General features: G+C 62.4%; 11 protein-coding genes. 8 read left to right on the top strand and 3 right to left on the bottom strand.

Annotation, left to right across the window (positions count from 1 at the left end; genetic code table 11):
• Positions 1-14: 14 nt before the first annotated feature.
• Genes FW789_RS10375 through dnaQ form a run of 3 tightly spaced genes read left to right on the top strand, consistent with a single transcriptional unit; the run spans position 15 to position 2,069 of the window.
• The gene (locus tag FW789_RS10375; RefSeq protein WP_103436784.1) at positions 15-791 is read left to right on the top strand and encodes a class I SAM-dependent methyltransferase; all 777 of its coding nucleotides are present in this window, start codon (positions 15-17) and stop codon (positions 789-791) included.
• Between the two features lie 23 nt (positions 792-814).
• The gene (rnhA, locus tag FW789_RS10370; RefSeq protein ID WP_101318230.1) at positions 815-1,267 is read left to right on the top strand and encodes a ribonuclease HI; all 453 of its coding nucleotides are present in this window, start codon (positions 815-817) and stop codon (positions 1,265-1,267) included.
• A gap of 58 nt (positions 1,268-1,325) precedes the next feature.
• Positions 1,326-2,069 (top strand): DNA polymerase III subunit epsilon, encoded by a 744-nt coding sequence (dnaQ, locus tag FW789_RS10365; protein WP_224785558.1) that lies wholly within the window; start codon positions 1,326-1,328, stop codon positions 2,067-2,069.
• 51 nt (positions 2,070-2,120) lie between these two features.
• On the opposite strand, the gene FW789_RS10360 is transcribed toward dnaQ, so the two are convergent.
• Positions 2,121-2,339 carry a hypothetical protein gene (locus FW789_RS10360; protein ID WP_103436786.1) on the bottom strand — a complete coding sequence of 73 codons (219 nt, stop codon included), beginning with the start codon at positions 2,337-2,339 and terminating at the stop codon, positions 2,121-2,123.
• A gap of 157 nt (positions 2,340-2,496) precedes the next feature.
• Here FW789_RS10360 and FW789_RS10355 point away from each other — a divergent pair, with 157 nt between their 5' ends.
• Positions 2,497-3,057, top strand: coding sequence for an NADPH-dependent FMN reductase (locus tag FW789_RS10355; RefSeq protein WP_101318278.1), 561 nt, complete (start codon positions 2,497-2,499; stop codon positions 3,055-3,057).
• A gap of 8 nt (positions 3,058-3,065) precedes the next feature.
• Here the strand turns inward: FW789_RS10355 and phnX are convergent, their stop codons facing one another.
• Complete coding sequence (gene phnX, locus FW789_RS10350) at positions 3,066-3,893, bottom strand: phosphonoacetaldehyde hydrolase (RefSeq protein WP_103436787.1); 828 nt, start codon at positions 3,891-3,893, stop codon at positions 3,066-3,068.
• Between the two features lies 1 nt (position 3,894).
• Positions 3,895-5,025, bottom strand: coding sequence for a 2-aminoethylphosphonate--pyruvate transaminase (locus tag FW789_RS10345; RefSeq protein WP_446431413.1), 1,131 nt, complete (start codon positions 5,023-5,025; stop codon positions 3,895-3,897).
• A gap of 112 nt (positions 5,026-5,137) precedes the next feature.
• Here FW789_RS10345 and FW789_RS10340 point away from each other — a divergent pair, with 112 nt between their 5' ends.
• The 4 genes from FW789_RS10340 to FW789_RS10325 all read left to right on the top strand — a co-directional run bounded on the left by FW789_RS10340 (position 5,138) and on the right by FW789_RS10325 (position 12,206).
• On the top strand, positions 5,138-6,001 hold the full coding sequence (locus FW789_RS10340) for a LysR substrate-binding domain-containing protein (protein WP_103436789.1): 864 nt from the start codon (positions 5,138-5,140) through the stop codon (positions 5,999-6,001).
• A gap of 157 nt (positions 6,002-6,158) precedes the next feature.
• Entirely contained in the window at positions 6,159-7,181 is a 1,023-nt protein-coding gene (locus FW789_RS10335) for an AraC family transcriptional regulator (protein ID WP_446431412.1), read from the top strand.
• A gap of 79 nt (positions 7,182-7,260) precedes the next feature.
• The gene (locus FW789_RS10330; protein WP_207072725.1) at positions 7,261-7,575 is read left to right on the top strand and encodes a hypothetical protein; all 315 of its coding nucleotides are present in this window, start codon (positions 7,261-7,263) and stop codon (positions 7,573-7,575) included.
• A 92-nt stretch (positions 7,576-7,667) separates the two neighbouring features.
• A complete protein-coding gene (locus FW789_RS10325; RefSeq protein WP_446431411.1) occupies positions 7,668-12,206 on the top strand; it encodes an NEL-type E3 ubiquitin ligase domain-containing protein in 4,539 nt (1,512 codons plus the stop codon).
• The last annotated feature ends 122 nt before the right edge of the window (positions 12,207-12,328 follow it).

Here is a 12,328-nt window from a genome sequence, read left to right as displayed (position 1 = left end):
GGAGGGAAGACGCAATGACCGACCAAGCCTTTGCCCAGGCCGACCCTGAATGGGTCGAGCTGATCAGCCTGGCCCGCGAATGGTTTCAAGGCCCTGTTGGGCAGTTGATGCTGCGCGAAGAAGAAAAGTTGCTTGAAACTGAACTCGCGCGTTTTTTTGGTGGTTATCTGGTGCATTACGGGCCAGGGGCGGAGGTGCCGCCGCATGCCAAGCAGGTGCATCGCAATGTGCGCCTCGGTGCGCCGTTGCCCGGGGTTGAAATCGTCTGCGAAGAACAGGCCTGGCCGCTCGCCGAACATGCGGCGGACGTCGTGGTGCTGCAGCACGGGCTGGACTTCAGCCTGTCGCCTCACGGCCTGCTGCGCCAGGCCGCCAGTGCGGTGCGTCCGGGTGGCCATCTGCTGATCGTCGGTATCAACCCGTGGAGCAGTTGGGGCATGCGCCACCTGTTCAGCAAAGGCGCCTTGCGCAAGGCACGGTGCATCCCGCCGTCGCGGGTCGGTGACTGGCTCAACCTGCTCGGCTTTGCGCTGGAGAAACGCCGCTTCGGCTGTTATCGTCCGCCGCTTGCTTCACCGGCCTGGCAGCAGCGCCTCACCGGGTGGGAGCGGGTAGCAGGTGGCTGGCAGATGTCAGGTGGCGGCGTCTACCTGCTGATAGCGCGCAAGATGGTAGTCGGTCTGCGGCCACTGCAACCGGCCCGGCGTGAGCCGATGGGCAAACTGCTGCCGCTGCCCCTGGCCAAGGTCAATCGCGACCCTGCCAACCGCGACCATCATCCGGGTCGATAAATTACAGCGAATTAAGGCAGTACATGAGCGAAGAAAGCATCGAGATGTTTACCGACGGCGCCTGCAAGGGCAATCCGGGCCCTGGCGGCTGGGGCGTGCTGATGGTGTACAAGGGCGTGGAAAAGGAACTCTGGGGTGGCGAGCTGGAAACCACCAACAACCGCATGGAGCTAATGGCGGCCATCGAGGGCCTCAAGGCGCTCAAGCGTGAATGCGAGGTGGTGCTGACCACCGATTCGCAGTACGTCATGAAAGGCATCAACGAATGGATGGCCAACTGGAAGAAGCGCGGCTGGAAGACCGCGGCCAAGGAACCGGTGAAAAACGCCGACCTGTGGCGCGAACTCGATGAGCAAGTCAACAGGCACAAGGTCACCTGGAAATGGGTGCGCGGGCATATCGGCCACCATGGCAACGAACGCGCCGACCAGTTGGCCAACCGCGGCGTCGACGAAGTTCGCGCGCGTCACAAGTAATCCGACGCTGGGGTATACTCCCGGCTCTTTTTTGTCGTAGCAGTTGGAGCCACCGCCCGTGGAGCAGCAGAACACCCGATACGTCGTCCTCGATACCGAAACCACCGGCATGCCGGTCGGCGAGGGCCATAGGATCATCGAAATCGGTTGCGTTGAAGTGCTGGGCCGGCGCCTGACCGGGCGACATTTCCATGTTTATCTGCAGCCTGACCGCGAAAGTGACGAGGGCGCGATTGGTGTCCACGGCATCACCGACGCATTCCTGATTGGCAAGCCGCGCTTCGCTGAAGTGGCTGACGAGTTCTTCGACTTCATTCAGGGCGCGCAGCTGGTCATCCACAACGCGGCGTTCGACGTTGGCTTCATAAACAACGAATTCGCCCTGCTTGGCCAGCATGATCGCGCCGACATCTCCAAACACTGCGGCATCCTCGATACCCTGATGCTGGCGCGTTCGCGCCACCCAGGCCAGCGCAACAGCCTCGACGCCTTGTGCAAACGCTACGGTATCGACAACTCCGGGCGTGAGCTGCACGGCGCGTTGCTCGACTCGGAATTGCTGGCGGATGTCTACCTGGCCATGACCGGTGGCCAGACGAGCCTGTCGCTGGCTGGGCATGGTGCTGATGGCGAGGAGGGAAGGGACAGTGACGGCAGTGAGATTCGCCGGATCGTCGGGCGTCAGCCACAGCCTGTGTTGATGGCTTCTGCTGAAGAGCTGGAGGCTCATGCTCAGCGTCTGGCGGCGGTGGCCAAGTCTGCCGGCGGCCCGGCGCTGTGGCAGAGCTTGAGCGAGGCCTGATCAGGCCTGCGTGCGGGCCCTCCGTGGCCTGCTGGTTGCCACAAGGCTGAATCAGGGAATGCGGATGATCTCGACGCCACTCTGGGTCAGCTCGAAGCGATCTTCACCCAGGTGCCGAACGCGATCGCCAATAGCCAGTCGATAGCTGGTAATCGGTTCACCATGGACACTGCCGTCGTCCTGAAAGGTCGATTCCTGGAATTCGTGCACGGGGTAGATTCGGCCTTCGGCGTCACGGGCGTGAAATTGGCCGACCAGTACTGCTGCCATTTTGGGGGGAAACCTCTGAAAAATTGGAGAAATGTCTGCAGTCATAGACCAGTGAAACCGCCGGGAAGTTTTCTTGCAATGGGAAAAAAACCTCGGCGGCGAAAAACGGTCATCTATAACTACTAACTCCATCAACCAGCAGAGGTTGTAAAACGCCATGAGCCAGGTGTATTCGGTAGCAGTTGTAGTCGGCAGCTTGCGCAAGGATTCCTACAATCGCAAGGTGGCCAAGGCCCTGGGTGAGCTGGCGTCCTCCAGCCTCAGCTTGAAGATCATCGAGATCGGCGATTTGCCGCTGTACAACGAAGATGTAGAGAGTGCCGGTGCGCCGCAGCCCTGGCAGCGTTTTCGTGACGAGATCAAGCGTAGTGATGCAGTGCTGTTCGTCACACCGGAGTACAACCGCTCGCTGCCCGGTTGCTTGAAGAACGCCATTGATGTTGGCTCGCGGCCTTATGGGCAAAGTGCCTGGGGCGGCAAGCCAACGGCTGTGGTGAGCGTTTCGCCCGGTGCAGTGGGTGGCTTTGGCGCCAACCATGCGGTGCGCCAGTGCCTGGTGTTCCTTGATATGCCGTGCATGCAGATGCCCGAGGCCTATATCGGCGGGGCGGCGACCCTGTTCGATGATGCCGGCAAGCTCAATGACAAGACTCGGCCCTTCCTGCAGGCATTCATCGACAAGTTTGCAGCTTGGGTGAAGCTCAACCGCGCGGTATAACGCCGCTCCTACGCGGACTGGGGCATTTCGCCTTTGGCCAGGCGCTGGTTGATATCGGCAACGACCTCGGGGAGATCGTTGATGGTGTCGACCAGGTAGTGCGGTCGCGCGCTCTCAAACAGTGCGTGGATCCGCTGCCGTTCACGCGCCAGCGTGCCCGCATCCAGCGCCTGGTACTCCTCCCAGGTCAGCCCCAAGGCATTCCCTGAGCAGACCAGCGCCACTGTCCACATTCCGGCGCGGCGGCCTTCGAGGATACCTGGCACGGTGTCATCAACCTTGACACAAGCACCGACGTCATCGATACCCAAGGCAATCACATTGGCCAGCGCCTGCGCCGGCCAAGGGCGGCCATTGGGCGTTTCATCGGTCGCTACCACATGGTCGGCAACGTAGCCGTTGCGCTTGGCCAGCTCGACCACCTTGTCCATGACTACCTTGGGGTAACCCGAGCACGATCCTATCTTCAGGCCACCTGCACGTAGCCCTGTCAGCGTTTGCAGAGCCCCGGGTATCAGCGCCGAGTGCACGGCGATCTTGTCGATCTGCAGGGGCATGAAGCGTTCATAGATGGCGGTCACATCATCATCGCTTGGTGTGCGGCCAAACACCTTGGAGTAGCGCTCGGCAATTGCCGGCTGATCGCATAAGGTGCGGATATGGTCCCATTTGCCCATGCCCATCGGGCCGCGGGCCTCTTCAATGGACACTTCGACATCGAACTCGGCGAATGCCTCGACAAAGATCTGCGTGGGCGCAAACGAGCCGAAATCGACCACGGTACCCGCCCAGTCAAGGATGGCGGCTTGCAGGCGGGTTGGGTTGGTGTAGTTCATGTCACAGAGCCTCGCTCAAGAGTTGAGTACCGGTGTGCACCTGCATTTCCCGCAGCACTTGAGCTACGGCATCGACTGCGGCCTGCATGCCCTGCGCACCGACGGCACCGATGCAACCAACGCGGAAGGTTTCGACCTGGGTCAATTTGCCCGGATAGAGGATGAAGCCTTTGGCCTTGACCCGTTCATAGAAGTCCTGAAACCGGTAGCGCGGATCATCCGGGGCGTGGAAGGTGACGATGATCGGTGCTTGAATCGCGGCTGGGAGGAAGCTGCGCAGGCCGATCGCCGCCATACCGTTGAGCAATGTCCGGCAGTTGTCGGCGTAACGCTGGTGCCTTGCCTGCAGGCCGCCTTCTTCGTTGTATTGCTTGAGTGCCTCGTGCAGGGCGGCGACCACGTGGGTAGGCGGGGTAAAACGCCACTGGCCGGTCTTGGCCATGTAGGCATGCTGGTCGTACAGGTCCATGGCCAGCGATTGAGAGTTACCCTCGGCGGCTGCCAAGGCGGTTTTTTCAGCGAACACGAAGCCCATCCCGGGGACGCCCTCGAGGCATTTGCCGGAAGCGGCGATCAGCGCCTCGAATGGCACTTCACGAGCGTCGATCGGCAGTGCGCCAAACGAGCTCATCGCGTCGATGATCAGGCGCTTGCCGTGGCTGTGCACCACATCGGCAATCGCCTTGAGTGGATTGAGGATGCCGGTACTGGTCTCGCAGTGGATCAGCGCCACGTGGGTCAGTTCGGCATCTGCCGTCAGCAGGCGCTCGACATCGGCGGCAGTGGTGGGCTGGTCCTCGGCGGTTTCGAAGGTGCTGTAACGGCGGCCGAGCACCTTGCAGATCTTGGCCAGCCGTTGGCCGTAGGCGCCGTTGATCAGTACCAGCACCTTGCCGTCGCGCGGTACCAGCGTGCCGATGGCGGCTTCCACGGCGAAGGTGCCGCTGCCTTGCAACGGTACGCAGTGATGGCTGGCGCTGGCATCGAGAATGGCTAACAACTGTTCGCAGACGCTGGCGGTCAGCTGGTTGAAATCACGGTCCCAGGAACCCCAGTCCACCAGCATCGCTTGGCGGGTACGCAGAGAGGTAGTGAGGGGGCCGGGGGTCAGCAGAATCGGGGCATTGCTCATTGCGTGAATCCTCGCAAGCGGTGGGCTGAGACTGCGAGGTCAAGGTTGCAATTGGGCGTGCTATCAATCAAATTGTTTGTTGTTATGCCAGCCATAAGTCAGGCCGATAGCTATGAATCTGTTCCAGTTACGTGCGTTTGATGCTGTTGCCCGTGAAGGCAGCTTTACCCGCGCCGCAGCACGTCTGTTCATCAGCCAGCCGGCGGTGACCGGGCACGTCAAGGCGCTGGAGGAACACTACCAGATCACCTTGCTGCGGCGTACCGCCCGACGGGTGGAACTGACTGAAGAAGGCACGCGGCTGGCGGCCATTACCCGCGCGATGTTCGGCCTGGCCGAGGAAGCCCAGGCCATGCTCGAGGCTAATCGCCAGTTGTTGACCGGGCGTCTTGAAGTCGCCGCCGACGGGCCGCACCGGGTCATGCCGATGCTCGCGCAACTGCGCGCCCGCTACCCCGGAATCACCGTTAACCTTCGCTTGGGCAACGCCCAGGAAACCTTGGCAGCGCTACTTAGCGAACATGCTGATGTCGCAGTGCTGACTGAGGTCGAGCCGCGCAAGGGCCTGTATCTGCGCAGCCTCGGTCATTCGCAGTTGTGTGCACTACTGCCGGCTGCGCATCCTTGGGCGAGCGCACCTGATCCGTTGGCTTTGAGCGCTCTGCACCAGCAGATCATGGTGCTGCGCGAACCCAGTTCGATCACCCGACGAACGTTTGACCAGGCGTGCCTGCGAGCGGGGGTACAGCCAAGGGTTCTACTGGAACTGGACAGCCGCGAAGCCGTGACCGAAGCGGTCGCGGCGCAGCTCGGTATTGGCATCGTGTCGTCAATGGAGGTGGCGCACGATCCGCGGGTAGTGACACGGCCAATGGCAGCAGAAGGGCTACTTAACCAGCACATGCTTGGTTGCCTGGAACGGCGCCGCGAGCTGCGCCTGATCCAGGCATTCCTGGCGCTTGCACCAGCGCCTTAGAGCGCGGCCGTCACGGCCCGGGCCCTTGAGCTGACCCGCGCAGCGCTGGCCAGTGAAGCCAGCAGTTCGCCAAGTCGATGCTGCGCGCACTTGAGCGGGCTGGTTTTTTTCTGCTGCCGGCCTAAGATGGCCGGCAGTAGTCATTGACGGGCAAGCCATGAGCGAGAAAGACACCATCTCCATGCAAATGGTGCGCGAGGCGCTGCTGCAGACCTGCCCAGAGGGTGATGCAGCGTTGGCTGTACTGACACGCGCCGGGATCGATCCAGGGCAGTTGCAGCAGGCTGATGCGCGGGTCGCAGCCAACGCCTATGCACGCCTTTGGCGCCTGTTGGCACGCCGCTGCAACGATGAGTTCTTCGCCATGGATCCGCGCGGCCTGCCACGCGGCAGCCTGGCATTTGCCTGCCGCGCGAGCATGCTTCAGCCTACCCTTGGCGCAGCCCTGCAGAGTGTGCTGGACTTCCTGGCACTGATGCTTCAGGACCTGCAGCCGGTGTTGCAACAGCAGGATGGGCTGGCAGAGATCATCCTGCATGAGCCGCGTCCACAACCGCGTCGGGCCTTCATGTATTTCACTTTCTGGATGATCGTGCATGGCGTCGGCTGCTGGCTGGCCGGTCGACGCATCCCGATTCTGGCAATAGACCTGCCTTGTGCCGAGCCGCCGTACTGCGAAGACTACCGGGTGATGTTTTCGCCCAGCCTGCAGTTCGAGAGGCCACGCGCGCGGATGATGATTCCAGCCGACTGCCTGCAGTGGCCAGTCAAACGCACGATGGATGATTTGCAGCGTTTCCTGGCCGAGGCGCCGGGTAATATTCTGGTTAGATACCGCGACCCGGAAAGCCTGGCCCGGCGTATCCGCAGTGACCTGCTGCAAGCGCCGCCAGCCGATTGGCCTGACGCCGAAAGCCTGGCGCGGCGGCTGCACGTTTCCGCGTCGACCCTGCGCCGGCGCCTTGCCGAAGAGGGGCAGACCTACCAAGGCCTCAAGGACAGCGCCCGGCGCGAGCTGGCTATGGTGTGGCTGGCGGATGCCGACCATGCCATGGACGAAATCGCCGAGCGGCTCGGTTTTGCCGACGCCAGCTCGTTCTACAAGGCCTTTCGCAAGTGGTTTGGCTGTAACCCCGGGCATTATCGGACGCTGATTCAAACCCGCTACGTCAGTCACTGATTCCACCTTGGGGCCAACCTGCAGGCAGTGCCGGTCGATCTGGATTGGTGCGGCCTGCTGGAGGTGGCCGACCTGCGAGTTGTGGCTTCAGGCGCTGCCGGAGGCCGACCGCAGAACCAGCGGCGACTTCTTCGCGCTGCTCGGCGGGTTGACCGGTACCAGCGATTATCGCCTGACCCAGGCAGACCTTGCGCGCAGAGTCTGGGCCGTGCTTCTCAGTGAGGTCGAGGCACCGTTCTGGGCGAGGCTGGATCAGCTCAGCCCGCAACTGCATCGCCGCGAGGGGCGCTACCTGGAACAGGTCAATGACTTGGCGAAAGAGCGCAGGGCGGCGATCGACGCGTTGGCGCTGCGCCTGAGCAAAGAGGCATTGGAAGAAATCGGCGGGGACTGAGCAGCTGGCAAGGCTTGGTAGACAGCGCTTCCCGCTGCCCCTGTGCATGTGCCTCGGAGCAACTTGGCGGCTCTTCTACAAAGGACTGCACAATGCCTCCGAAACCGCTCGCACCCGCCGACAGCACGACGTTACGTCTGGCCAATGCCACCGATGAATTCATCGGTGGCATTCTTCCTGACTGGCTCAAGCGCGCTTCCCCCAGCCAGATCAATCGCCTGCGTGACCGCTTCAAGCAGTACCGCAAAAGCCAACAAGGTGTGCGCGCCGCGACGCTGGATCTGATCCCTCTGCAGACGTTTGTGCGGACCCAGTTCACAGCGCTGTTGGCCGGCAAGCTGCCTGCCGGTAGTAATATCGAAGACCTGCAATGGCGGGAGGTGCGCCGCGAGTTCGGTAGGCTGCCGGGGACGCAGTGGCCATTTTACGTCCCGAACATAGTCCGCGAGCCAGGCCTGTTGCGCCTGATGCAGAACTTCCATCCTGATGACAGCGTCCTGCAGGGCAGTGGCCTGGTCGCCACCGGCAGCGACCAAGTGCTTTCCGGTGACCCCGTGGCGCTGGCGGCAGCCTGCCGTGCGCTTGACGTCGGTGCGCAGTATCAGCAGCAGTTGGACAAGGTCTTCAACACCGCCACCTGCGCCATGCTGGTAGCCGACAAGCAAGCCGGGTTGAAGCTTGCAGTCGAAGTTGCGGCCTTGAAAGGCGAAATCAGCGCTGCCGAACAGATCGCCCTGGAAGAAGTTGCACGCGGGCATCACGATTCCAACCAACAAGGGTTGCGCGGTTTTGCCGGTCTGCTGAGCATTCTTGGTTGTACGGCCAGCGATGCCCTGGTGATCCAATTGCGCGGCGTCGACGGCGAAGACCACGGCCTGCTGCTTTACCTGCCCAGTGATCCCAAGCGTGCGCTGCAGCGCTTCGCCGATTGGGATGCGTTGTCGACCGAGCTGCTGAGCCAATTACGCGACCCGGCCGGTCGTCAGCGTATCAGCCATATGATTGCCCTGAGCGAGCGTCCAGCCTTCCTCACCACCCTGGCCAAACGGCTCGGTGACCAGACACCGGATCTCGCGCTTGAGGGGGTCACCCCGCAGGATGGGATATTCGTCGACTTGGTCAATCAGCAAGTGCAACGCATTCATGAGGATGCGCGGCTGCTGCTGGTGCCGACGGCCGAGGCTGATCGGCAAGCCCGTGCGCAGCGCTTGCAGACCTGGGAGGAGGTAGGGCTGGGGTTGGTCAACCTGGCCGGCTTGTTCATTCCCGGGGTCGGCGCATTGCTGCTCGGGCTGTTGGTGGTGCAAACCCTGTCACAGGTCTACGAAGGCAGCGTTGACTGGCTGCATGGGCATCAGCACGAAGCGCTCGAGCACATGCTGGGTGTGGCCGAGACGGTGGCGGTAACGGCTGCGATTGCCGGCGGCGCAGCGCTGGTGGCACGCGGTTTTGTCCGTAGCGAGTTTGTCCAGGGGCTCGAGCCGGTGACGGTGGGTGACGGCGAAATGCGCCTGTGGTCGGCAGACTTGAGCCAGTACCGGGTGCGTCCGGATGACAGCGGCCTGCAAGCAGACGGCCTGTACGGCAGTGGCGAGCAGCGCTGGATGAGGCACGACGAGCATTATTACGAGGTCCATCGTCCCACACCTGATGGCCCGTGGCGGCTGCGTCACCCGCAGCGTGAAGGCGCCTTCGGTCCGGTAGTCGAATTCAACGGTGAGCGCGGCTGGCGCCTGCGTCTGGAGCGGCCGCTGGAGTGGGATGACAGTGCGCGCATGCTCGAACGGCTGTGGCCTCAGGATCCGCCAATCGATGCCGCACAAGCCGCGCGGGTCATGCAGGTCGCCAGGATCGATCAGGAAGAACTGCGTGGCCTGTTGGTCGCCAATCGGCCGCTGCCGGTTAACCTGCGCGAAACCTTGCGCCGGTTCGACGCCGACGCACGGACCCAGCGCTTCTTTGTCAGCCTGGCTGGCAACGGCGACGTCGCCAGCGATGCACAGATCCAGGCCTGGTGCCTGGCCCAACCGGGCATGGCCGGGCTTGACGCCGATGCCCTGCGTGAGGCCTTGCTCGATCAGGAGGTGCGCCTGCGCAAGGGCCTGTTCGACCACCTCAGCAACGTTGTGCTGCCCCCCGATGATGCGTTGCTCAATATCATGCGTCGGGACTTCCCCGGCCTGCCTCCCGCCTATGCACAGACTGCAGTGCGCGATGCCAGCCAGGTGCAACGGCAAGTGGCCGAGCGTGAGGGGCGGTTGCCGCTGGCGCTGGCCAAACGTGCCCGCGCTTTACTCGGCTTGGCTCGGCTCAACCGCGCCATAGAGGGGTTGTACCTGGCTAACGCGGCCAGTAATGATACGGGCGAGCTGGTCATCGCCTTGCTGCGGCGTATGCCTGGTTGGCCGGTTGCGGTCAATCTGGAACTGCGAGAAGGCAGCGAGAGTGGACGGCTATTGTCGATCCTCAACCCCCAGGGAGCAGAGGCGGAGCGCACCGTGCTGGCACTGCACCAGGGGCGTGTGCGGCTTTACACCAGCCAAGGTCTGCAGCGCGAGGAGGACGTCGCCGAGCCTGCGGGGTTCTTCGAGGCCATCAGCGCTTTGCTTACAGATGCGCAGCTTGAGCGCTTGCCCAATCCACAAGCCACACCTGCCGATCGTCTGCGGGTCGCTGCCACTGTAGCGCTGCCAGTGACCGATAGTGGCCTGCACAGTCTGCTTGGCTGGCAGGCGCAGGCACCGTGGTTCAACCCCGGCCGGCGCCTCGCCGATGGCCGTGTCGGCTACCTGCTGAGCGGCCGCGGCCAAGGGCTGCCGCGATCCCCCGCTGAAGTCCTGCGCGCACGTGTGCGCGCGCTGTATCCAGGATTCAATGACGCTGAGGTCACAGAGTACCTGCAAGTGCTGATGCAGTCGCCAGGGTCGCCGATGGCGTTGCTGCTTCAACAGGAGCGCGCCTATGCAGCGCTCGATTCCTGCCTTAACCAGTGGCAAAGCGCGGAACTTGCTACATCACGAAGTCGTTTGCGCAGGCAGTTTGGCGATAACTTGCGCCGGGCATGGCGACTGGAGGGTGAGTCAGTGGACCTGCGCGAAGGCGCTCAGGCGAGCATGCGGCTGGACCTCAGTGGTTTCCCGGCCCGCACACTGCCGGCGTTTCCGTCGGATGTGCAATTCAGGCATGTTGCCGAGCTTGTAATGAATGAACTGCAGATCGACACCGTCCCGGTGGAATTTCTTCGGGCATTTCCACGGCTGCGCCGCCTGACCCTCACTAGCAACCTATTGCTGAGCCTACCGCGCGGGCTGGCTTATCTCGTCGACCTTGAAGTGCTGCGTCTTGCCCACAACCGCGTCCGGTTGACTGCCGACAGCCTGACCATGCTTAGCCGCCTTCCCCGGTTGACCCAGCTGGACCTCAGCTACAATCCGCTGGGGTTCCTGCAACTGCGCTTTAATCATCTGTCCCACCTGCGCGAGCTGCGGCTGCGTCATTGCCAGCTTGGAATCTGGCCATTCGGACTGGAACTGTGTGGTTTTCTCGAGTACGTCGACCTGCGCGACAATCAGGTGCCGGCGCTGCCCGACGATATCATGATGATGCCGCTGTCTTACCGGCGTGCTTTTCAGCTTGAGCGTAACCCACTGCCAAGCGAAGAGGTTGTGCGCCTTTACAGCGTTCAGGACTATCAGCGTCTGCACTCGCTTGCCGAGGCTGAGCAAGATCTGGATGAGCCGCAGAGCAGCGGCAGTGCCGTCTGGATATCCAATGTGGCCGCACAAGACCGCGCGGCGCGCCTGGCGCAATGGGACACCCTGATTGCCATGCCGCACAGTTCGAGCCTGTTCGAGCTGCTGGGGCAACTGCGCTCTACATCCGACTTCGCCAGTCATCATTCGTACCTCGCGGAGCAGGTCTGGGCAGTTGTGGCGGCGCTGGAAGGCGACTCGCAACTGCGTGAAGAAATCTTCGCCCACATGCAGGACAGCCAGACCTGCGCTGATGGTATAGCCGAACGTTTCAGCGCAGTGCAGTTGCAGGTCCGGGTTGCTCAAGCCAATCGCGAAGGTGCCTTGCATGAGCGTGCTGGCCGCCTGATCCATCTGAACCGACAACTGTTTCGCCTGGAGCGGCTAGATCAGTTTGCCCGGGCCGACATTGCCGAGCGAGTCAGGTCGCAGCGCGGTGTGGACGAGATAGAGGTCCTGCTGTACTACCGGGTTGAACTGAGTGCCGAGCTGGATTTGCCGATGCAGCCGCTTAGCATGCATTACGCAACGGCAGCTGCGGTCAGTGCCGATCAGATCACTGCCGCCTTGGGTGTAGTTCGGGCAGCCGAAACGCAGGAAGCGCTAGCGGTCAGCTTGAGCCAGCGGGATTTCTGGCAAGCCTATCTGCGTGAGCGGCACGACACCGCGTTCGATGCTGTCAGCGCCGATTATGCAGCCCAAGGTGAGGCCCTGGATCAGGAGCGCGAGCAGCTGACCAGCCAGGTCTACACGCAGCGCTGGCAGGATCTGAGGGACGCCCGCGAAGCCGCGCTGCAGGCGTTGAGCCTTGAACTGACCCGGGAGGTGTTGGAGCAGGAGGCGGCGCGCCTGAGCAGCACTGCGCCGACCCGGGCTTGATGGTTCAGATCAGTCAGCAGAGTTGACAGTTTTGGCCATTGCCGCCTGAGGACAGCGGCGTGAACATCGTCGTACTGCAGCCCAACAACAACTCAGCAGTTCGACGATGTGTACTGCCGGCC

The sequence above is a fragment of the Pseudomonas sp. 1121_17 genome (assembly GCF_052850745.1).
Note: the sequence above shows the minus strand (reverse complement) of the source record. Positions and strands in the feature narration are given on the sequence as shown.

Coding starts and splice junctions, on each gene's coding strand:
- FW789_RS10345 (WP_446431413.1), bottom strand. CDS start 5,025: ATGAGCAATGCCCCGATTCTGCTGACCCCCGGCCCCCTCACTACCTCT.
- phnX (WP_103436787.1), bottom strand. CDS start 3,893: ATGAACTACACCAACCCAACCCGCCTGCAAGCCGCCATCCTTGACTGG.
- rnhA (WP_101318230.1), top strand. CDS start 815: ATGAGCGAAGAAAGCATCGAGATGTTTACCGACGGCGCCTGCAAGGGC.
- FW789_RS10375 (WP_103436784.1), top strand. CDS start 15: ATGACCGACCAAGCCTTTGCCCAGGCCGACCCTGAATGGGTCGAGCTG.
- FW789_RS10360 (WP_103436786.1), bottom strand. CDS start 2,339: ATGGCAGCAGTACTGGTCGGCCAATTTCACGCCCGTGACGCCGAAGGC.
- FW789_RS10325 (WP_446431411.1), top strand. CDS start 7,668: ATGCCTCCGAAACCGCTCGCACCCGCCGACAGCACGACGTTACGTCTG.
- FW789_RS10340 (WP_103436789.1), top strand. CDS start 5,138: ATGAATCTGTTCCAGTTACGTGCGTTTGATGCTGTTGCCCGTGAAGGC.
- FW789_RS10335 (WP_446431412.1), top strand. CDS start 6,159: ATGAGCGAGAAAGACACCATCTCCATGCAAATGGTGCGCGAGGCGCTG.
- FW789_RS10355 (WP_101318278.1), top strand. CDS start 2,497: ATGAGCCAGGTGTATTCGGTAGCAGTTGTAGTCGGCAGCTTGCGCAAG.